A 20,336-nucleotide genomic window follows, 5' to 3' on the forward strand; every position below is an offset into this window, starting at 1 on the left:
GCGGTATAAGAAATATATATCCTTTTGAGTTAATATTTATTCAATAGTGTTATTATATTTTTTATATCAAGTCATACTTTGAAATAAAAAAAACGGCTTTCAGAAATGAAAGCCGTTTGTAGTTTTATATTTTTAATTTAAAAGCGATTATCTCCATCCAACAGATTTCCAAGTCCGCCAAGCAGGCTTCCTTCTTCACGACTATTTCCGCCTGATCGGGGTGCCGATGCAATGATTCTGTCTGCCAATCTGCTAAAGGGTAAAGATTGTATATATACGGTACCAGGACCTTTTAAGGTTGCATAAAACAAACCCTCACCTCCAAAAATAGAGTTTTTGATTCCGCCTATAAATTCAATATCATAATCGACATCTTTAGTAAAACCTATAATACAGCCTGTATCTACTTTTAAAACTTCACCTGCGGCTAATTCTTTTTTAGCCATTGTTCCGCCAGAATGGACAAATGCCATTCCGTCTCCTTCTATTTTTTGCATGATAAAGCCTTCACCTCCAAATAAACCACGACCGAGTTTTTGGGAAAATTCGATTCCGACCGAAACACCTTTAGCTGCACATAAGAAAGAACTTTTTTGGCAAATAAATTTCCCTTGAAATTGTGTCAGATCGATTGGAAGAATTTTTCCGGGATATGGTGAAGCAAATGAAACTTTACTCTTGGTATTACCTTGGTTTAAGAATGCAGTCATAAAAAGACTTTCGCCAGTAAGGACTCTTTTTCCAGCATTCAAAAGTTTTCCAAACAAACCTGAACCTGATTGTTCTTGGGATCCATCGCCAAAAATAGTTTCCATCTGGATGTTGTTTTCCATCATCATAAAACTTCCAGCTTCGGCAATTACTATTTCCTGTGGATCAAGTTCTATTTCCACGTATTGCATTTCTTCTCCAAAAATCGTATAATCTATTTCGTGTGCTTGCATGATTTCTAGTGTTTAAGTTTTCTGAATAAGTCGAATGTGTGTTTGGAATGTTACAAAGGGGGAATTAAATTTTAATAAAAAAGGAATTTAAAAAAAAACGGCTTCCATTTCTGAAAACCATTCTGTTTATATTATCATTTTAGAAAGGAATTTATCTCCTCAAAATATTTCTCTTTTGCATCCAGCCATCCGTAATGTCTGCAGTTTTCAAGTAAAATTAGTTTTGAATTCGGAATTGTTTTTTGAGCCAGTTCTCCAATTTGATTACTGATCACATCTTCTTTTCCCTGAATAATTAAAACCGGATTTTTAAAAGACTTCAATTTGTCTTTGCAGTCAAAATTAATCTTTTGCATATCCTGCCAAAGCAATCCATTTATTGTTGAATTCCCCTGAGTAAGTCTTTCAGCAATAATCGGAACATATTTTTGATCGTAAACATAAGCCGGCGCCATCGCTCTTCCGCGTCCTAATCGGGCAGCGTACGAAGTATCGCCTTTTTCGATTTTAGCCTCCCAGTAATTCATGGAATCTTTTTCGATTTTGCTTAAATTTTGCTCGATCAAATTTGGGCCTTTCAATAAGGTCAGGTCAATTCCACCAGACGATGATAAAACCAGTTTATTAATGCTGTTTGGATAAACCGTTGCATAATAAGAAGCTAACATTCCACCAAAAGAATGCCCTAGAATATTCCATTTTTTAATTTTCAGGTGTTTTCTCAAAGCTTCAATATCTTCAGCCATAATTTTCATCGAAATAGTCTTAGAATTCAATTCTTTCAATTCCGATTTGCCGGTGCCTCGCTGATCATAAATAATCGTTTCCTGAGTCTCCGCCAAAATTTTAGCCATACCTTCAAAACCATTACTGTTCATTCCGGGCCCGCCGTTTATAATCAAAAGCGGTTCGCCTTTTCCGAATATTTTATAATAGGTTTTACTCGAATCGTCGTTGGTTGAATAACCTTGGGTTTGAGCGAAAGCATTTCCTAAAACCATCAAAAAAGCAAATAGAAAAATCTTTTTCATCGTAAGATTATGGGTTCATCAAACTTTCAATTTCATCTGCCTCAATCGGAATGTTGCGCATTAAGTTAAAAGGAGCTCCTTTTTCCTGAACCACAACGTTGTCTTCCAAACGAATTCCGAAACCTTCTGCCGGAATATAAATTCCTGGTTCAACCGTAAAAACCATATTGGCTTTCATTGGTTCGTGAAGCAATCCGTAATCGTGCGTGTCCAGTCCCATGTGGTGCGAAGTTCCATGCATGAAATATTTTTTGTAAGCTGGCCAGTCCGGATTTTCGTTCTGAACATCAGCCTTGTCAATCAAACCTAAGCCCAATAATTCAGAAGTCATGATTTTACCCACTTCAATATGATATTGTTTCCAAAGCGTTCCTGGAGTCAACATTGTTGTCGCTTCATTTTTAACTCTCAAAACCGCATTATAAACCGCCTTTTGTCTTTCAGAGAATTTTCCAGAAACCGGAATCGTTCTCGACATATCGCTTGAATAATTGGCATATTCTGCGGCAACGTCTAACAAAATTAAATCTCCCGCTTTACATTGTTGGTTGTTTTCGATATAATGTAAAACATTCGCATTATTTCCCGAAGCAATAATTGGTGTGTAAGCAAAACCTTTAGAACGGTTACGAATGAATTCGTGCGCTAGTTCAGCCTCAATTTCATATTCCGTAACATTTGGTTTTACAAATGATAATAATCTGCGGAAACCTTTCTCTGTAATATCGCAGGCTTGCTGAATCAAATCGATTTCTTCGCTTTCTTTTACAGAACGAATGCGTTGCAAAATTGGGTTGCTTTTCGCTACATTGTGTGCCGGATAACGCTCTTTCCACCATTTTATAAAACGAGCTTCACGCGTTTCAGTTTCAACAGTTGCGCGGTAATGTTCGTTTGTATTGATGTACATCGTATCGGCATACGTCATCATTTCGTTCAAAACTTTATGAAAATCCTGCAACCAATAAACCGTTCTGATTCCCGAAACCTGATATGCACGTTCCTTAGTCAGTTTTTCTCCTTCCCAAACCGCAATATGATCGTTGGTTTCTTTCAGGAAAAGCATTTCTTTTTGGTTCTCATAAGGCGCATCTGGAAACAAAAGCAAAATACTTTCTTCCTGATCAACACCACTCAGATAAAAAATATCTCTATGTTGTGCAAACGGCAAAGTACTGTCGGCACTAACCGGATAAATGTCGTTTGAATTGAAAACGGCAACACTGTTAGGTTTCATTTCTGCCGTGAATTTTTTGCGATTTTTTACAAAAAGAGCGCTGTTTATTTGATGATATTTCATAATTATTTCGTTTTTGAACTTCAGATTTCAAAATTAGTGATTTTTGAAGAAGTGGTGCAAGATTGATTTATTAAAGTTTTCTTATTTGTTTTTTGGTTTTGCCACGAAGGCGCTAAGGCACGAAGTTTTTTTAATTGAATACTATGGGAGGGTTTACGTAAAGTAGGCTAGATTTTTTACTCGCATAGTTTTGTCATCTTGACGAAGGAAAGATCACACTAGTAACTCTACAAAGGTTGGCAAGTTTGTTTCACGTAGATTTTAATGTTAGCAACTTAGCCTTTTAGAACCTCAGAAGCTTAATAAGGGCGTGTCCCCTCTGGGGCGTCCCGATAGCGATCGGGATTCGGCTATATTCCCGATTAACAAAAACTACGGCTAAAAAGCCTTGTTTTTCTAAATCGGGAGATGCCGCCTCTATCCCTCACGCTTACGGTTTCCGAAGAAGTTTACTGTTTATAAAGGAAATGAGTTTTTTCAATTATGGGAATTTGTATATTGCTACTATATTATATATAAAAAAAAATGGAAGATAGTAACGATTCAATCCTACAAGGTTTAAAAGAAATTGAAAAAGAAGTAAATGAAGTTGTTTTAGACGATTTAAAAGAAACTGAAAATGAAACTTATTTAGCTTTTTACAATTTATGGAAAGATCAAAACAGAAAAGATAATGTAAGTTTAATGCTTGAAGAGTTAAAATTAAATATTGATAAATTTTGGCTGACTGAGAAATATAATAATGATATCGAAAAAAGTTTCAATATGATTTATTTTGAACATGGAGGTTTGTACGGTGGGGAATTAGAAGCTTTTGCTATTGATTTTGATGATTCAGATGGAAAATTATCGAAATTTGAAATCAAGGATGATCAGATGGAATATTTAGATAATATTTCATGTCTTCCAGCTTTTGTTTCGCCGACTTTGTATTATTTAACAGAAAATATACAAGGAAAAGAAAAAGACTTTGATGACTTTATTGATGTGAATAATATTTATGAACTATTTGAAGCTACAGCGTTAATAGAAATGAGTCAATTATTTGCAAAAGCGTATGAGGAAAATGTATTTGAAAAATTAAACTTTAAAAAGCCATTTTATTTTGCGATTGCAGAGCACGATGCTGGCGCACCAAAATTAATTTATTTGCTTGAGTAAGTAGTTAATAACCTCGATAGGTTGGATTTGCTAAATGTCTATAACAATGAAGCCATGAATTCAAAACTGCAAATAAGAATAACCCAAACCCAAGACCTAGATTTCGTCTACAAATCAATATGCGAACTAGAAAACGAAGAATTAGACTTCGAAGTTTTCGCGGCAATCTTCAATGAAAACATCGCCAATCCAAACAATCTTTATTTGATTGCAGAAAACGAGAACGAAGGAGTAGGTTTTATTAGTTTTCACACGCAAAATCTTTTGCATCATAACGGGCGAGTTGGTGAAATTCAGGAATTTTTTATAAATGAAAATCATCGGGGCAAAGGCATCGGAAGACAGCTTTTCAAAAAGATTATGCAATATGCAGAAGAGAATAAATTAAAAAGCATCGAAGTGACCACAAACCGACGAAGAGTCGAAAATGTAATGATTTATCAAAATCTTGGTTTTACTTTATCACATAATAAATTTACGATTTATAAGTAATGAAAGAATTAAATCCATCAATAAAACATCATCTCGTAGTTGGGCTTCTTATGGCGTTATGGATTTTTGCTTTCGCCTTTATCATAAAACCATTTGATGACGGAACTGTAAATTTTCGATCCTGGTTTTTTATTAGTTTTGGATTTAGTGTTTTGGCTTTTTTGTGTTACAGCGTTTTGGCCTTTCTTCAGAAAAGCATTTACAAGAAAATCTCAAAATGGAATCTCAGTTTAGAAATTGGAAGTGTTTTATTCTTCTTTCTAATTTACCTATTTGGAATTTATGCCTTTTATAAAAGCCCAATTTTAAAAGGCGGATATACTTTTACTGAGTTTTTCTCTATAATCTTCATCAAAATAGCACTGATTTTAATCCCGGTTATAATTCTGGCAAGAAGATATCTAATCAAACTCATTCCCGTAAAAGATGATTTTCTTACCTTCACAGGAGAAAACAAACTAGATATTTTAAAAATCAAAAAAGCCGATTTAGTTTGTATTTCCAACGCTCAGAATTATGTGGAGATTTTCTATCTCGAAAACGAAAAACTCCATTCAAAACTGATTCGTTCTTCGCTTAAAAAGATTCTCGACGATTTTACTTTTTTAATCCAGATTCATCGTTCCCATTTAATAAATCCGACTCATTTTAAGTCCTGGAGAAATTCAAATACGATTATTTTGACTCAAATTGAACTTCCGGTTTCTAAGAATTATAAAGAGAATATAGTCAACCATTTATTTTAATTGAAAGTAAAAATGGAAGAAATTCTTGTTTTAATTTGTATTTTCGCTGACAGAAAAAATTGACAATCTAAGTAAAATTGAATAAACATCTAAAATACCTAATCTATCTCTTTCTCGCTTTTGTCGTGATTGCAAGTGATGGTACTTTGGTTTCTCAATCAAAATCGGTAGATTATTATCAATCTTCTTTTGTAACTTCAAGACGAGAATTAGATTTTGAAAAATCTCGTTTATACGTATTCAATCAATTTGTTTCCCGAATGAAAATTGCGTTTTTAATTCCTGTAAACTATCTCGAGTTTAAACAAGTTCGCAGTTTTCAAATTCAGATTATTCAAAAATTACAAACGCTTCTTCATCAAAATATAACTTCATTTATAAGACAAACTGTTTTTATAAATGAAACAATCAATTCAAACAATTTACACAAGAGTTTATACAGCGCTTAGAAATTTTCTGGGCATTTATGCGCTTCAACGCATAAAATGATAAAATAATGTCTAATCATTTATCATTTTCAAAATGTATAAACACAAAAATAAAACAGGTTTAGAGCAATCTAAACAACCGCTTCATTGGATAAAAAGAAAATTACTTTTAATTATAACCGCCTTTATGCTCGGAATGTCAAACGGCATGCATGTTCATGACGAGGCTCTTAAAGGAAATCAACATTATACTGAACAGCATAAGAAGGACTAGTCTTCATTGAGGCTCTAACGTATTTTTGTCATTTCGACCGAAGGGAGAAATCACACTAGAAACTCGATAAAGATTGGCGACTTTGTTTGAGGAATTACTTGTGTGATTTCTCCCTTCGGTCGAAATTACAAGATTGTAAAAATTATATTGCGCATAAAAAAACCTTTGTCAAAGTTTCAAACTTTGACAAAGGTTCTGCGCATTTTATTAAATTGGAATTTGGAATTTAAAAATTTCGAATTTTATTAATCCACCCATTTATAATAACGAGCCCCAATCAAATTTGGAATCTCTTTTTCAATTCGATCTAAAACCCATTCGTTTTTAGGAGTTCGAACACTTTGTTTTTGTTGTTTTTTGTGAAGGCTTTCATAAGTTTCGAAACCAATTTCAATACTTTCTTCCAGATTTTCAAAAAGTTTAACTTTACTTAGAGCCGATTGCCATTCCGGTTGAATCGTTCCTTCAAAAACTTTCGATTTAGATCCGCTTCCGTAAGCTAGGAATCCGAATTTAGTTCCGGTAACTTCTTGCTTTGTATCGTAATAATGAGCCAAAGTTGATAATAATCCCATGAAAATAGAGCCTGTATAAAGGTTTCCAATTAAAGAAGAAGCCAATTCTGCAGGTTGTAATTTCTCGTTTACAAATTTTTTATAATCATCAGATTTTCCAACTTCTTTAATTTTATTCTGATAATCTGCCGGCTCAATATTTTCTGCAATGATTTTATCAGCACTGTCTAATGCGTAAATTTCAGACAACATTCGGCGTCCCTGAAAAGAATACGGCAAGTGCATGATAATACTGTTCCAACCATTATATAAAGTCTCAGTTGTATTTTTTAATTTCTTGAAGGAGAAATACGCATTACGCGTACGATCCATATAACATTGATTCGAATATTGACCGTCAAAAACAGGTTGGTCTTTATGGATTTCGATTTCAGCTTCTAAATTTTCAAACCACGGATCGTTGCTTTCGTTTTTGGTAATCGCTTCTTTTGATATAGTTCTATAAGGTTTAAAAAAGTCAAAAACACCTTTTGTACTGGTGGCCCAATTTTCATCAAAAGCAATAATTCTTGGGTTTGAAGTCACCAACATTGCTAAAGCTCCGGCACCTTGTGTATATTCTCCGGTTGAATTTAAATCATATTTCGCAAAATCGGTAGTAACCACAATTGCTTTTTTCGTCGGATTCAATTTTACAAAATCAATGCAGTTTTGCAAAGCGTCAACACCACCAATACAAGCAAAAGTAAAATCGACAACATCACATTCGGCAAGAGAATCTTCGCCAAATTTCTGTTCCATTAAATTGATTAAATACGAGCTGATTGGTTTTGAACTGTCGATGCCGCTTTCAGTACCCACATAAATCCGGCTAATTTCGTTTAGGTTTACTTCGTTTTCCAAAATAAGCTTAGTTAAAGCGTTTGCTCCAAAAACTACAGCATCCTGGTGAACGTCTGGTAAGGTCATTTTAATTAATCCGAGACCCTTTTCTAATTTTTCTGGTTCAATATTTCTGGCAACTGCCAAAGTTCTGATGGGTAAATGTATGTTGGCTACATCAAAAGAGATAGCGTCAATTCCTGTTTTCATTCTCATTTTTTTTGAAGCCGATAAAGGTAAAATTATGTTATGGAATGGCCATTTTTTTCGTCTATAAAATTTCGAAGTGAAGGCACTTTTGAAGAAAACAAATTAAAAGTTTGATTAAAATAGTAATTTGATAAAGTTTTGTGAATGTCTGTCGGGTCGATATAAGTGTTAAATACTATCTGTAAAGTGTATGTTTTTAGTTTTTTATAATAAAATTATTTGATATTAAGTATTTTTTATACGTAAAAGTACGTAATACGTAGTCTATTTTAAAATGATTATAAATAACAACGAAATGGTTGTAGTTCTTTGTTAATTGCGTTATTTTTGTCTAATTTTTTAAAACAAACTACTTAAACACTTATGGCACAATCTGCACAGTTGAATGCTTCCATCTTAAAGAAAGTGGCAATGGCACTTTCGGGAATATTCTTAATCACGTTTTTAGCGCTGCATGTTACCTTAAATTTCATTTCTGTTATTAGTGAAAATGTTTTTAACGAAGCATCTCACTTTATGGGTTACAATCCGCTAATTCAATATGTAATGCAACCTGTTTTGGCATTCGGAGTAATTTTCCATTTCGTAATGGGATTTGTACTGACTGCTCAAAATACTGCAGCAAGACCAATTGCGTACGCAAAATACAATGGAGCTGCAAATGCTTCATGGAGTTCTAGAAATATGATTATTTCTGGATTAGTAATCTTGGCTTTCTTAGGATTGCACTTTTATGATTTTTGGTTTCCAGAAGTTAGTTATAAATACATTGCAGGTACTGCGCCAGATGCTACAAGGTACTATGGAGAGTTAGTGCACAAATTCCACGATCCAATTCGTACAGGATTATACTGCATTTCTTTCGTGCTTTTAGGTTTTCATCTTTGGCACGGATTCGCATCTTCTCTTCAATCAGTGGGAATGCACAATAAATACTCTAGATTTTTAAGTAAAGTAGGTTACTGGTTTGCAGTTGTAGTGCCAGCACTTTTCGTAATTATCGCATTATTTCATCATTTCAATAATTAATATCAATTATAATGGCATTAGATTCAAAAATTCCAAATGGTCCTATTTCGGACAAATGGACAAATTATAAAGATCATATTAATTTAGTAAACCCTGCTAACAAACGTAATTTAGATATTATCATTGTTGGTACAGGTTTAGCTGGAGGTTCTGCAGCAGCTACTTTGGCTGAGTTAGGATATAACGTAAAAGCATTTTGCTTTCAGGATTCACCAAGACGTGCGCACTCTATTGCAGCACAAGGGGGAATCAATGCAGCAAAAAATTATAAAGGTGACGGTGACTCAGTTTACAGATTGTTTTATGATACTGTAAAAGGGGGTGACTACCGTGCACGTGAGGCAAATGTTCACCGTTTGGCTGAAGTTTCGGCAAATATTATTGACCAGTGTGTTGCTCAAGGGGTGCCATTGGCTCGTGAATATGGTGGACTTTTAGATAACCGTTCTTTTGGAGGAACTTTGGTTTCTCGTACTTTTTACGCACAAGGACAAACCGGACAACAGTTATTGTTAGGAGCTTATTCTGCAATGAACCGTCAGATTGGTCGTGGAAAAGTAAAAATGTACAACCGTCACGAGATGTTGGACATCGTAATCGTAAACGGAAAAGCAAGAGGTATTATCGCTCGTAACTTAGTTACAGGAGAAATAGAAAGACATTCTGCTCACGCGGTAGTAGTTGGTTCTGGAGGATACGGAAACGTATTTTTTCTTTCAACAAATGCTATGGGAAGTAACGCAACAGCAGCTTGGAAAATTCATAAAAAAGGAGCGTTTTTCGCAAATCCTTGTTACACACAAATTCACCCAACATGTATTCCGGTTTCTGGAGATCACCAGTCAAAATTGACTTTGATGTCTGAATCGTTACGTAATGACGGTCGTATTTGGGTTCCTGCAAAATTAGAAGATGCTCAGGCAATTCGTGAAGGAAAGAAAAAAGCAACTGATTTATCTGAAGCGGAAAGAGATTATTTCTTAGAAAGAAGATATCCGGCTTTTGGTAACTTAGTACCTCGTGACGTTGCGTCTCGTGCGGCTAAAGAAAGATGTGATGCTGGTTTTGGAGTTAACAAAACAGGTGAAGCGGTTTATTTGGATTTTGCTGCAGCGATCAAACGTTACGGAACTGAAGATGCTTATGTAAAAGGTTTAGATGATAAGGATGTTGCTTTGGTAACTAAACTAGGAGCTGCAATCGTGAAAAGTAAATACGGGAACTTATTCCAGATGTATTACAAAATCGTTGACGAAGATCCTTATACAACACCAATGATGATTTACCCAGCGGTTCACTACACAATGGGTGGAACCTGGGTTGATTATAACTTAATGACTACAATCCCGGGATGTTTCTCAATTGGAGAATCAAACTTCTCTGATCACGGAGCAAACAGACTTGGGGCTTCTGCTTTGATGCAAGGTTTAGCTGATGGATATTTTGTACTTCCTTATACTATTGGAGATTATTTAGCTCCGGATATTAAAATGGGAGAGATTTCTACAGATTTACCAGAATTCGTAGAAGCAGAGAAAGCTGTAAAAGATCAAATCGACAGATTTATCAATAATAAAGGAACTCATTCTGTAGATTATTTCCACAAGAAATTAGGAAAAATCATGTGGGATAAAGTAGGTATGGCTCGTAATGCTAAAGGTTTAACTGAAGCTATTGAAGAAATTGCCGCTCTACGTGAAGAGTTTTATAGAGATGTAAAAGTTCCTGGAAGCGCTAACGAATTTAATCAGGAATTAGAGAAAGCAACTCGTGTTGCCGATTTCTTAGAGTTAGGAGAATTGTTCGCAAAAGATGCATTGCACCGTAATGAATCTTGTGGAGGTCACTTCCGTGAAGAATACCAAACTGAAGAAGGAGAAGCACTTCGTGATGACGAAAACTTTGCATATGTTGCAGCTTGGGAATACAAAGGAAAACCAAGTGATGCCGTATTACACAAAGAGCCTCTAGTTTACGAAAACATTAAATTAGTTCAACGAAGCTATAAATAGTATTTAAGAAAGTCAAGATACTTACTTAATGCTTAAAACTTATACAAAATGAAACTTACATTAAAAATATGGCGTCAGAAAAACGCCCAAGATAAAGGGGGAATTGTTGATTACCCAATTGACGGAATCGAACCAGACATGTCTTTCCTTGAAATGCTTGATGTTCTTAACGAGCAATTAATCAACAAAGGAGAAGAGCCAGTAGCATTTGACCACGATTGTCGTGAAGGAATCTGCGGAATGTGTTCATTATTCATCAATGGAGAAGCGCACGGACCAGACAGAGGAGTAACAACTTGTCAGCTGCACATGCGTATGTTTAAAGATGGTGATACGATTTTTATCGAGCCATTTAGAGCAAAAGCTTTCCCGGTAATTAAAGATTTAGTTGTTGACAGAAGTTCTTTTGACAGAATTCAACATGCTGGAGGATTTATCTCGGTAAATACTTCTGGAAATACAATTGATGCAAATACAATTCCAATCAACAAAGACGATGCGGATAAATCATTTGATGCTGCTGCTTGTATTGGTTGTGGAGCTTGTGTTGCAACTTGTAAAAACTCATCAGCAATGTTATTCGTTGGAGCAAAAGTTTCTCAGTTTGCTTTGTTGCCACAAGGTAAAGTTGAGGCTACTGATCGTGTATTAAACATGGTTCACCAAATGGATTTAGAAGGTTTTGGTAACTGTACCAACACGGGAGCTTGCGAAGTAGAATGTCCAAAAGGAATTTCTCTTGAAAATATTGCACGTATGAACCGTGAGTATTTATCTGCAAGCTTAAAAGGTTAATTTTAAAAAATAGTTTTAAATATAAAGAACGCATTCATTAAGTTGAATGCGTTTTTTTTTGCTTGTGTGCCCTGTAATGATAGATGCTATTAATATGGCTTTAAATTCTTAAATTTGTTTAAGTAAAATGAATTCTGATGAATGATAATGAATTAGTAAATTATACCAAGGAAGAGCGAAAAAATCACATTATAAAGGAGATTAATCTGCACACGCGGGTAAGTTTTGAAACTTTGTCTGCTAAGCTTGGTGTTTCTGAAGATACTGTGAGACGCGATATTAATGAATTAGAGGCAGAATCTTTGTTGATTAAAGTGAAAGGTGGTGCCATGACAAAAGGATACCATTATTCGTCTTCTAATCAAACTTATGAAATTGAATCGAAACAAATAATTGCTGAGAAGGCAGTTAGTTTGCTGCACGATGGTATGGTGTTACTACTTGACGGCGGAACTACCATTAGAGAGTTTATCCGATTGATTCCAAATGACTTAAATCTTACCATTTTTACTATTACCGTTGTTACGGCTGTTCAGCTTTTGGATAAGCCAAATATTAAAGTCATCATGATTGGAGGAAGTATATCTTCTTACAGTCAAATGTGTGTAAGTGGTGAGGTGTATCATCAATTGGCTAATATTAAAGCAGATTTATTGATTTTAGGAACCAATGCTTTAGATGTTGAAGGTGGTTATTCCGATTCGGATTGGGAAACAGTACAGGTTAAAAAAGCAATGATTCAGGCTTCTAAAAAAACAGCAATCATTACTATTACAGAAAAGCTTAATACTGTTTTAAAAATGAAGATTGCCAGCTTATCTGAAGTTGATTATATAGTTACTGAAGTTGATCCGAAAAATAAAAAATTACAAGCTTATAATAAAGCTTTCCCAAACTTAGTTCTAATTTGATTTCAGGCTAAAAAGTATACTATGAAAATCGCACTAATTCAATCTGATCTTTATTGGGAATCTCCTTCTGAAAACAGAAAAAATTTTGAATCGAAAATAAATGAAATCGATTCAGAGGTAAATCTTATTGTTTTACCAGAAATGTTTTCGACAGGATTTACGATGAATGCTTCTGAAGTTGCCGAAACTATGCAAGGCGAAACCGTTCTGTGGATGCAGCGTGTTGCTAAGCAAAGAAAGTGCGCTCTTACAGGCAGTTTGATTATTGCTGAAAATAACCAGTTCTATAATCGAATGCTGTTTGTTTTTCCATCAGGAGAAATACAACATTATGACAAACGCCATCTGTTTTCTCTTGCAGGCGAAGATCGAACGTACACAAGTGGAAAAGAAAAAGTTATCGTTGAATATTTAGGATGGAAAATTTGTCTTCAGGTTTGTTACGATTTGAGATTTCCGGTTTTTGTCCGAAATATCGAAAATTACGACCTCATTTTGTATGTTGCAAATTGGCCTAAAGTGCGTACAAATGCGTGGGATATTTTATTGAAAGCGCGAGCTGTTGAAAACCTGAGTTATGTAGTTGGTGTTAACAGGATTGGTTTGGATGCTCATAATTATGAACATATCGGACATTCGCAAGCGATTGATTATTTAGGGAATTATATCCTCGAGCCACAAGAAATTGAAGGTATTTTTACACTTGAAATAGATAAAAATGCTATGTTAGAAACCAGAAAAAAACTTGACTTCCTGAGTGATAAAGACTTTTTTGAAATCAAGATTTAAAACTCATTTACAACTACAATCTTTTCTTTGGTGTTTTTGTTTCGTACAATTATTTTTTTGTACTTCCATGTTGTCCCAATTTTATCAGCTGAAATATCTAGTTTCCCATTTCCTTTACTGCCTTTAATTCTTACAGATAATGAAACTGAATTGTTGTCATTTGAGTAAACCGCATTTCCTTCTACAATGGCTAATTTATCTATCGGTTGAATAATTCCGATCTTTTGTATTATTCGTTTGTCTGAATTGGCCTTTTCAATTGCCTTTTCATAAAGGGAATTGTCATTATATGCATGAATAATATCAGTAATGCCCTCCGGGGAATTTGAAGTCAGAAACAGACCAAAAATAAAAACAAACAGAATTGTCGCAGGAACTGACCATTTCCAATTTCGTTTAAGCCAGATTTCCTTTTCAACTAATTCGTTATCCATTTGTTATTGGTCTCAAGTTAAAATCTAAAAGGCCTTACTCTTTTTTACTTGTTCTTTTTTCTTTTTGGCGTCTTCTTTTTTCTCCAGTTCCGGGTTATAAGGAATACTCATATCAACCGTTTCATCAACATCCCAATTCGTTCGGACATCAATTTCTTTTTGATAATAAAATACTTCTTCGGCATAGGTTTTCTTTAAGAAATTACCCGAATCGTAAACTTTATTTTTGTTATCATCGTACGTTATTCGAAGTGTAAATGAGCTGGGTTCAAGTAAATCAAATGTGAGTTTGGTTTCTCCTTCAGAATACTGACTCGCAAGAACGGCATCTCCTTTTTTATTGGTCAGTTCCACAATAATTGGGAAACGTTTTACATTCTTTAAGTTCAAAATTAGATTACCATAATCAGCATACTCTTTAGTGGTTAATTTGTATGATAAAGTGTCGTTTGTCTTCTCGAAAAAATCCGTTAAAGCCCCTGGCAAAAAGGTGAACTTGTATTTTTGTAAAGGTTCTTTCTTGAAATCAACATAGAGTTTTTGGTCGAATTCATCATATTCAGTAGTAAAATCAACGGCAACAGAATCTTTATTGGTTAATTGTATTTTTGATTTGTCGAATTTTACCAAAGGAGTCTCTGTTTCCAATGTGAAACGCTCTCTAAAATTAAGAACTCCACTTTGCTTAGCTGTAATGTTCAGTGTGTCTTTTTTCTGGTCTTTAATTTTAAATGTGAATTTTTTATTGTAATTCTCATTGCTGATTTCCATCGATAAAGAATCGACTTTTATGGGCTTATACCAAACCTGCAAAGAATCTTTTTTAGGGAATCTTGTTACAATAGATTCTAAAATTTCACCATTGTTTTTAAGAACTACTTTAGGTTTAGAATTGGTAAAATCCTGTTTGCTGTCATACGGAAGGAATAATCGGTTTCCGGAAGCCTGTATTGGCTTTAATGCTTTTAAAGCTTGTGATTCCTTAAAAAGTTCCAATTCAAAAAGAGTATCATTTGGTACGGTGATATAATGTTTAATAAAACCTATTTTATCATCCTTCGGATTAAATTTATTGTTGCTTCCTTTGTCTTTTAAAGCGACTAAAAGATATTTTCCAGCTTTTAAATTTTCTAATTTAAAAGTTCGTAAACTGTCTAAAGTGTTTGTAATGTAGCGTGGAAACTCCTTATAAACAACAGAATCTTTGAATCTGTCGTTAACCTCATAAAGCATCACCGAAACAAAATTATCTACATTTTTCTCATAAGCATCTTTTACAATTCCGCCAATAGAGAGTGAATCGATATAAGATCCTGTAGAGAAAACATATTTAAATTGGTTCAGTGCATTTCCTTCATTATTATCGGCAATACTTTGCCCAAAATTCATGCTGTAGGTAGTGTTGGGCTGTAAAGTATCTAAAATTTTTATGGTGATTTCTTTACTGGCAGTGGTTGGTAAAATGATTGGTTCGTGCTTCATGGGCGGCGAAATAATCAACTGCTTATTGGTGTTTTTAAGTTTTACATATTCATCAAATGTCAAAATAATTTCATTTGCCTTAAAATCGGTACTGAAATTTTTTGGGCTACTGTATTTTAAAACAGGAGCCAAAGTATCTTTCAGCCCTCCGGTGATGCTTCCTCTTTTGGCACAGCTCATCATTAAAAATACCAGTAAAAATGGAATATATTTAAAGTTGTTTTTCAACATAACAGTTTTTGAATTTGATTGCACAAAATAACGATTATATTTGCTTTAAGCGAAATTTTTTATCTATTTATTAGGATTTAGGGTATTTAAGTTTTTTCGTATTTCCTGAATTCAGAAAGGCTAATTTGATATAATTTCTTACTTTTGAGTTCCAAAATATAATTTCTCTTCGTTTTGATTAAAAAGTCTTTTCTGATTTTCTTCGTTTTTTTAGTAACCGCCTGTAGTAAAAGTGATAAGCCAATTATTGCTTTTTATTATTGGAAAACAGTTTTCAGATTATCAGAAACAGAAAGAGAGGTTTTGAAAGATAATAAGGTTGAGAAACTTTATATTCGGTATTTTGATGTTGGTTTACATCCGAAAACAACGGAACCAATTCCTGTTAGTCCAATACATTTTCAGGAAAACATCAATAAATTTGATATTGTTCCAGTGGTTTTTATTCAAAATAAAGTCCTTTTAAAATCAAATATTGATATTGATGATCTGGTGGAGAAAATACTTCATTTAGTAGATCAAATTAATATCAAAAATAAAATAAATTGCAGTGAAATTCAAATTGATTGTGATTGGACACTTGGAAGCAAAGAGAATTATTTAAAGTTTATAGAACGATTTAAGAAACTTTCGCAGAAAAAACTCTCGGCGACAATTCGATTACATCAGGTTAAGTATTTTAAAAAGACTAAAATTCCAAATGTTGATTCCGGCGTTTTGATGTATTATAATATGGGGACAATTGCTCCGGATGCTGTAAATTCTATTTATGATCACGAAATTGCAGAAAGATACCTCAAAAGCTTGAAAAAATATCCATTGCATCTTGATATTGCGTTACCCATTTATTCCTGGGCAATTCATATCAGAAACCAAAAAGTAATTGGTCTGCGTTCTAAGCTGGATGTGGCTGAGCTTAAAAAAGATGGAAATTTTGTACAGCTTAGGACTATGTTTTTTAAAGTAAAAAAATCAAATTACAAAAATGGATTTTTTTATGAAGAAGGCGATGTCCTGAAGATTGAAGCAATTTCTGCTGAAGATTTAAAAACAATGGGAGAGGAGTTGAATGAAAATGCAGCAAATACTCCGAAAGAAATTATATTTTACGATTTAGATGAATTCAATTTAAAAAATTATGAAAAGAATATTTTTGAACAAGTTGTTTCTTGTTTCTAGTGTAGCCTTATTTGCTGTTTACGGAATAATTTATGCTTGTGGTGGCGGAGACGACTGGGATTTCTTCGGTTATAATTCAAATTTTACTCCGGAAACTTTTACAGATAAATCGTATTCTCCACTTTTTTTGTCAGGAGATGTTTTTTACGGAATTGGATTTGATACACAACACAATTCAAGATTCAATGAAGATTTAAAATCAGACTGGAATACTTATTTGAAAGCAAAAGTAGATACAGCAACCGTAAGTTATTTTTTAATCGGAGATCTTGTACCAAGATATTCTGATGAAGCTAAAGCTGCGAAAAATAAAGCTGAAATAACTGATCTTCATGTATTTTTTAAGACTAAAAAAGCAAATGCAGCTTCTCTAAAATGGGGAAAGAAATTAAATTTAAAAGACGATAAAATTAAGAGTTTTATCGAATTTTTGTACTTGGCACAAAAAATTGAAACGGTTTCTATCGGGGAAGATTATTGGAGTTATGATCCTGTGGTAGCGAAGACTTTCAATGATTTAAAAATGATTCAGTCAATTGAGAATGTTTATAACACGACATCAGATGCTTTCTTGAAAAACAGATATTGGTTTCTAACGGTCAAAGCTTATTTTTATAGTAGCAATAAACCAAAAACAGTTGAATTTTTTAACAAAACTGAAAAATCAGTTGCAAAAAACATATTGTATTATCGAGCGCTTTCTTATGTGGCGGGAATAAAATATCAGCAGAAAAAATATTCAGAATCCAATTATTTATATGCGCAGGTTTTTGATAAATGTCCTGAAATGAGAGTTGTGACGGCTTATAGTTTTCATCCGCAAAATGAAACGGACTGGAATAAGTCGTTAGCGATGGCAAAAGATAATAAAGAGAAAGCTGCACTTTGGGCGATTCATGGTTATTACAAAGATGAAACACAAGCTATTGAAAAGATCTATGAATTAGACACTAAAAGTGAGCATCTGAATTATTTACTTACCCGATTGGTGAATAAACAAGAGCAAGATATCAATAATTCTTTTGAAGAAAGTGCGAAGGAAAATGTATCGGCAAAAAGGCTTACTGTTGCTGAAACCAAAGAATTAAACAAAAGTAAGATTGATAAAAAGGCTTTTGATTTAGTTTCGAAAATTACCATTGCATCAAACACTGAAAAGCCTTATTTGTGGAATATTGCTTTAGGATATTTGCAGACACTAAAAGGAGAGTACGCAAATGCTGATAGTAATTTTGACAAGACAGAGAAAATAATGCCAAAAACAGAACTGGCGAAATATCAGTTGAGACTGCTTCGTTTTGTAAATAACATGAGTAAACTTGATAAGCTAACCAATGCTAATGAGAAAGCAATTTTGGCGGATCTGAATTGGTTGTATCAAGAGCTCCCTAAAACATATAAAGGACAGGAGTTTCGTTATCAGAACGCTTCCTCATGGAGTAGAAGTTATTTAGCGACACTATATAAAGCATCGGAGAATCCGGTGATGACTGAGATATTTGGAGAATCTCGTTACAGTTATTGGAATGACGGAAATGCTTTTTATGACAATGAAAAGAATCTTTTAGCGATGAAAGCCTTCTTAGCGAAGACGGATAAAACGGAAATAGAAAAAATTGGAGCTGGAATTTATAGTTTGAAATTAAAAGATATTAATAATTTTCAGGCAGTTCAGGCGACTTTCAAAAATAAAATTCCCGAAGCAATTGCTTTTATTAAAGAAACAGATTCTGTTCAATATTATAATTTCTTAGGAAATCCGTTTAATGGAAATGTTAAAGATTGCCATGATTGTGAACATGCGGCGTATCAAAAGAAGAAATATTCTCAAATTGAATTTTTAAATACAATAAAGGCAATGCAGGATAAACTAGCTCAAAAAGAGGATGTTTATACGAATAGTTTGTTACTTGGAAATGCGTTTTATAATATCACTCATTTTGGAAACGGAAGAACTTTTTATGAGATTAGTATAGTAGGTTACGGTTCAAGCCCGTATTCATTTAGGGATTCAATGAAAAAGATGATTACCAATTGTGACCTGTCTAAGATGTACTATCAAAAAGCATTTGAAGCGGCAACTACAAAAGAGCAAAAGGCAAAATGTATATATTTATTGGCAAAATGCGAGCGCAATGATTACTATAATAAAAAGTATAATAATGTGACCAATTGGTGGAGTGTCGAAGATGATAAAATTAATTTTATCGCCTGGACTGGATTCAAAGCTTTAAAAAAGGATTATTCTGATACTAAATATTATCAGGATGTTATTGCTGAGTGTGGTTATTTTAAAACGTACATTAACCAATAAGTTGTAATTGTATCTTTGTATTGTAATAATTAAAGGAGATGGTAAATAAAATTGAACATATAGGAATTGCAGTTAAAAATATGAATGATGCCAATGTATTATTCGAAAAATTATTGGGAGTTTCGTCTTATAAAGAAGAAGAAGTAGAAAGTGAAGGTGTTTTGACTTCTTTTTTTCAAACGGGCACAAATAAAATTGAGCTTTTAATGGCAACTAATCCGGAAAGTCCAATTGCAAAGTTTTTAGAAAAAAAAGGAGAAGGGATTCATCATATCGCTTTTGATGTGGAAGATATCTACTCCGAAATAGACCGTTTAAAAAATGAAGGCTTTGTGTTGATAAATGAAGTTCCGAAGAAGGGTGCTGATAATAAATTGGTGGTTTTTTTACATCCAAAAAACACAAATGGCGTTTTGGTAGAACTTTGTCAGGAAATAAAGTAAAAAATCTTATTTACTTATTAGGAAATAATGCATTGAAAATCAATTGGGTTTAGAAATAGTGAGGTTGAGATTTGAAATTAAATAGAAATCATATCTTAAAATATTTGCAGTGAATAAAAAATAGTAGTAATATTGCATCCTCAAACCGGTCCTATAGCTCAGCTGGTTAGAGCACCTGACTCATAATCAGGTGGTCCCTGGTTCGAGCCCAGGTGGGACCACGTAGTAAAAAAGCCTCATAAAATTTTTATGAGGCTTTTTTTTATGATTAAAGTTGTAATTTTAAGAAAAACTTATACATTTGCTTCAGAATTATAGCAAAAAACTTGTTTTTTGTGAGAAATTTCTATAAATGACCCCAAGTCTAATTATAAACACGGTGCTAATTATTAGCATGTTAAACTTATGAAAATCAATAAAACTATTTTTTTTGCATTTTTTTTAGTTGTGATAAATATCTCAGCTGTTTTTGCTGAAGATAATCCACTTCCACCGCCGCAACAAGCGTCTAAGAAGAGTGGTGGTGCAACTAACAGAGCAGAGCCTCTTCCAGGTATGCCAATCAATCAGGATCTTGTTTATCTTGTAGTGGCAGGGCTTGCTTTAGGGGTTGTGATGATTTATAAAGATAAAATAAAAAAAGCTTCAGTATAAAACGAGGGCACTGAAAAACATCCCTTATTTTGATCAGGTTTATTTTTTAGACAAAAAAAACGCTTATAACAGGATTTAAA

Annotated in this window: 20 protein-coding genes and 1 tRNA gene; 15 read left to right on the forward strand and 6 right to left on the reverse strand. The window is 33.7% G+C overall.

Annotated elements, in window-relative coordinates; translation table 11 throughout:
* Positions 1-137: 137 nt before the first annotated feature.
* From Q7C23_RS21335 to Q7C23_RS21345, 3 genes are all read right to left on the reverse strand, one after another.
* Positions 138-944, reverse strand: coding sequence for a TIGR00266 family protein (locus tag Q7C23_RS21335; protein WP_375034401.1), 807 nt, complete (start codon positions 942-944; stop codon positions 138-140).
* Between the two features lie 134 nt (positions 945-1,078).
* Positions 1,079-1,975, reverse strand: coding sequence for an alpha/beta fold hydrolase (locus Q7C23_RS21340; protein ID WP_375034402.1), 897 nt, complete (start codon positions 1,973-1,975; stop codon positions 1,079-1,081).
* A gap of 7 nt (positions 1,976-1,982) precedes the next feature.
* A complete protein-coding gene (locus Q7C23_RS21345; RefSeq protein WP_375034403.1) occupies positions 1,983-3,275 on the reverse strand; it encodes an aminopeptidase P family protein in 1,293 nt (430 codons plus the stop codon).
* Between the two features lie 525 nt (positions 3,276-3,800).
* Between Q7C23_RS21345 and Q7C23_RS21350 the strand changes: the two genes are divergently transcribed.
* The 5 genes from Q7C23_RS21350 (at position 3,801) to Q7C23_RS21370 (ending at position 6,376) form a co-directional block, all read left to right on the forward strand.
* Entirely contained in the window at positions 3,801-4,436 is a 636-nt protein-coding gene (locus Q7C23_RS21350) for a hypothetical protein (RefSeq protein ID WP_375034404.1), read from the forward strand.
* A 54-nt stretch (positions 4,437-4,490) separates the two neighbouring features.
* Complete coding sequence (locus tag Q7C23_RS21355; RefSeq protein WP_375034405.1) at positions 4,491-4,928, forward strand: GNAT family N-acetyltransferase; 438 nt, start codon at positions 4,491-4,493, stop codon at positions 4,926-4,928.
* Positions 4,928-5,674 (forward strand): LytTR family transcriptional regulator DNA-binding domain-containing protein, encoded by a 747-nt coding sequence (locus Q7C23_RS21360; protein ID WP_375034406.1) that lies wholly within the window; start codon positions 4,928-4,930, stop codon positions 5,672-5,674. Before Q7C23_RS21355 ends, Q7C23_RS21360 begins: the two co-directional genes overlap by 1 nt.
* 77 nt (positions 5,675-5,751) lie before the next feature.
* Positions 5,752-6,123, forward strand: a complete 372-nt coding sequence (locus Q7C23_RS21365; RefSeq protein ID WP_375034407.1) for a hypothetical protein — start codon at positions 5,752-5,754, stop codon at positions 6,121-6,123.
* A 73-nt stretch (positions 6,124-6,196) separates the two neighbouring features.
* Positions 6,197-6,376, forward strand: a complete 180-nt coding sequence (locus Q7C23_RS21370; RefSeq protein ID WP_375034408.1) for a hypothetical protein — start codon at positions 6,197-6,199, stop codon at positions 6,374-6,376.
* Positions 6,377-6,621: 245 nt separating this feature from the next.
* On the opposite strand, the gene Q7C23_RS21375 is transcribed toward Q7C23_RS21370, so the two are convergent.
* Positions 6,622-7,983 carry a hydroxymethylglutaryl-CoA synthase family protein gene (locus Q7C23_RS21375; protein WP_375034409.1) on the reverse strand — a complete coding sequence of 454 codons (1,362 nt, stop codon included), beginning with the start codon at positions 7,981-7,983 and terminating at the stop codon, positions 6,622-6,624.
* Between the two features lie 363 nt (positions 7,984-8,346).
* Here Q7C23_RS21375 and Q7C23_RS21380 point away from each other — a divergent pair, with 363 nt between their 5' ends.
* The 5 genes from Q7C23_RS21380 to Q7C23_RS21400 all read left to right on the forward strand — a co-directional run bounded on the left by Q7C23_RS21380 (position 8,347) and on the right by Q7C23_RS21400 (position 13,519).
* A complete protein-coding gene (locus tag Q7C23_RS21380; RefSeq protein ID WP_194657491.1) occupies positions 8,347-9,012 on the forward strand; it encodes a succinate dehydrogenase cytochrome b subunit in 666 nt (221 codons plus the stop codon).
* Between the two features lie 11 nt (positions 9,013-9,023).
* Positions 9,024-11,024, forward strand: coding sequence for a fumarate reductase/succinate dehydrogenase flavoprotein subunit (locus tag Q7C23_RS21385; RefSeq protein WP_375034410.1), 2,001 nt, complete (start codon positions 9,024-9,026; stop codon positions 11,022-11,024).
* A gap of 48 nt (positions 11,025-11,072) precedes the next feature.
* Positions 11,073-11,819, forward strand: coding sequence for a succinate dehydrogenase/fumarate reductase iron-sulfur subunit (locus Q7C23_RS21390; RefSeq protein WP_375034411.1), 747 nt, complete (start codon positions 11,073-11,075; stop codon positions 11,817-11,819).
* Between the two features lie 137 nt (positions 11,820-11,956).
* Entirely contained in the window at positions 11,957-12,730 is a 774-nt protein-coding gene (locus Q7C23_RS21395) for a DeoR/GlpR family DNA-binding transcription regulator (protein WP_375034412.1), read from the forward strand.
* Between the two features lie 21 nt (positions 12,731-12,751).
* Positions 12,752-13,519, forward strand: coding sequence for a nitrilase family protein (locus Q7C23_RS21400; RefSeq protein WP_375034413.1), 768 nt, complete (start codon positions 12,752-12,754; stop codon positions 13,517-13,519).
* Here the strand turns inward: Q7C23_RS21400 and Q7C23_RS21405 are convergent.
* Positions 13,516-13,953 carry a cytochrome c oxidase assembly factor Coa1 family protein gene (locus tag Q7C23_RS21405; protein WP_375034414.1) on the reverse strand — a complete coding sequence of 146 codons (438 nt, stop codon included), beginning with the start codon at positions 13,951-13,953 and terminating at the stop codon, positions 13,516-13,518. The two genes, Q7C23_RS21400 and Q7C23_RS21405, sit on opposite strands and share 4 nt — an antisense overlap.
* A 24-nt stretch (positions 13,954-13,977) precedes the next feature.
* On the reverse strand, positions 13,978-15,666 hold the full coding sequence (locus Q7C23_RS21410; RefSeq protein WP_375034415.1) for an Ig-like domain-containing protein: 1,689 nt from the start codon (positions 15,664-15,666) through the stop codon (positions 13,978-13,980).
* A gap of 174 nt (positions 15,667-15,840) precedes the next feature.
* On the opposite strand from Q7C23_RS21410, the gene Q7C23_RS21415 reads away from it, so the two are divergent.
* The 5 genes from Q7C23_RS21415 to Q7C23_RS21435 all read left to right on the forward strand — a co-directional run bounded on the left by Q7C23_RS21415 (position 15,841) and on the right by Q7C23_RS21435 (position 20,256).
* Positions 15,841-16,845: a hypothetical protein gene (locus Q7C23_RS21415; protein ID WP_375034416.1), complete on the forward strand. Its 1,005-nt coding sequence runs from the start codon at positions 15,841-15,843 to the stop codon at positions 16,843-16,845.
* Positions 16,805-19,159 (forward strand): hypothetical protein, encoded by a 2,355-nt coding sequence (locus Q7C23_RS21420; RefSeq protein WP_375034417.1) that lies wholly within the window; start codon positions 16,805-16,807, stop codon positions 19,157-19,159. Before Q7C23_RS21415 ends, Q7C23_RS21420 begins: the two co-directional genes overlap by 41 nt.
* A 38-nt stretch (positions 19,160-19,197) precedes the next feature.
* The gene (gene mce / locus Q7C23_RS21425) at positions 19,198-19,602 is read left to right on the forward strand and encodes a methylmalonyl-CoA epimerase (RefSeq protein WP_375034418.1); all 405 of its coding nucleotides are present in this window, start codon (positions 19,198-19,200) and stop codon (positions 19,600-19,602) included.
* Positions 19,603-19,749: 147 nt separating this feature from the next.
* Positions 19,750-19,823 (forward strand) — tRNA-Ile (locus Q7C23_RS21430).
* Between the two features lie 184 nt (positions 19,824-20,007).
* Positions 20,008-20,256 (forward strand): hypothetical protein, encoded by a 249-nt coding sequence (locus Q7C23_RS21435; protein WP_375034419.1) that lies wholly within the window; start codon positions 20,008-20,010, stop codon positions 20,254-20,256.
* The last annotated feature ends 80 nt before the right edge of the window (positions 20,257-20,336 follow it).

Source organism: Flavobacterium sp. LAR06, assembly GCF_041946075.1.
Lineage (GTDB): Bacteria > Bacteroidota > Bacteroidia > Flavobacteriales > Flavobacteriaceae > Flavobacterium.

Bases quoted from the DNA above. Each gene is read 5' to 3' on its own strand.
- Q7C23_RS21405 (WP_375034414.1), bottom strand. From the start codon at position 13,953: ATGGATAACGAATTAGTTGAAAAGGAAATCTGGCTTAAACGAAATTGG.
- mce (WP_375034418.1), top strand. From the start codon at position 19,198: ATGGTAAATAAAATTGAACATATAGGAATTGCAGTTAAAAATATGAAT.
- Q7C23_RS21435 (WP_375034419.1), top strand. From the start codon at position 20,008: ATGAAAATCAATAAAACTATTTTTTTTGCATTTTTTTTAGTTGTGATA.
- Q7C23_RS21410 (WP_375034415.1), bottom strand. From the start codon at position 15,666: ATGTTGAAAAACAACTTTAAATATATTCCATTTTTACTGGTATTTTTA.
- Q7C23_RS21420 (WP_375034417.1), top strand. From the start codon at position 16,805: ATGAAAAGAATATTTTTGAACAAGTTGTTTCTTGTTTCTAGTGTAGCC.
- Q7C23_RS21335 (WP_375034401.1), bottom strand. From the start codon at position 944: ATGCAAGCACACGAAATAGATTATACGATTTTTGGAGAAGAAATGCAA.
- Q7C23_RS21345 (WP_375034403.1), bottom strand. From the start codon at position 3,275: ATGAAATATCATCAAATAAACAGCGCTCTTTTTGTAAAAAATCGCAAA.
- Q7C23_RS21340 (WP_375034402.1), bottom strand. From the start codon at position 1,975: ATGAAAAAGATTTTTCTATTTGCTTTTTTGATGGTTTTAGGAAATGCT.
- Q7C23_RS21395 (WP_375034412.1), top strand. From the start codon at position 11,957: ATGAATGATAATGAATTAGTAAATTATACCAAGGAAGAGCGAAAAAAT.
- Q7C23_RS21360 (WP_375034406.1), top strand. From the start codon at position 4,928: ATGAAAGAATTAAATCCATCAATAAAACATCATCTCGTAGTTGGGCTT.
- Q7C23_RS21390 (WP_375034411.1), top strand. From the start codon at position 11,073: ATGAAACTTACATTAAAAATATGGCGTCAGAAAAACGCCCAAGATAAA.
- Q7C23_RS21370 (WP_375034408.1), top strand. From the start codon at position 6,197: ATGTATAAACACAAAAATAAAACAGGTTTAGAGCAATCTAAACAACCG.
- Q7C23_RS21400 (WP_375034413.1), top strand. From the start codon at position 12,752: ATGAAAATCGCACTAATTCAATCTGATCTTTATTGGGAATCTCCTTCT.
- Q7C23_RS21355 (WP_375034405.1), top strand. From the start codon at position 4,491: ATGAATTCAAAACTGCAAATAAGAATAACCCAAACCCAAGACCTAGAT.
- Q7C23_RS21380 (WP_194657491.1), top strand. From the start codon at position 8,347: ATGGCACAATCTGCACAGTTGAATGCTTCCATCTTAAAGAAAGTGGCA.
- Q7C23_RS21375 (WP_375034409.1), bottom strand. From the start codon at position 7,983: ATGAAAACAGGAATTGACGCTATCTCTTTTGATGTAGCCAACATACAT.
- Q7C23_RS21385 (WP_375034410.1), top strand. From the start codon at position 9,024: ATGGCATTAGATTCAAAAATTCCAAATGGTCCTATTTCGGACAAATGG.
- Q7C23_RS21350 (WP_375034404.1), top strand. From the start codon at position 3,801: ATGGAAGATAGTAACGATTCAATCCTACAAGGTTTAAAAGAAATTGAA.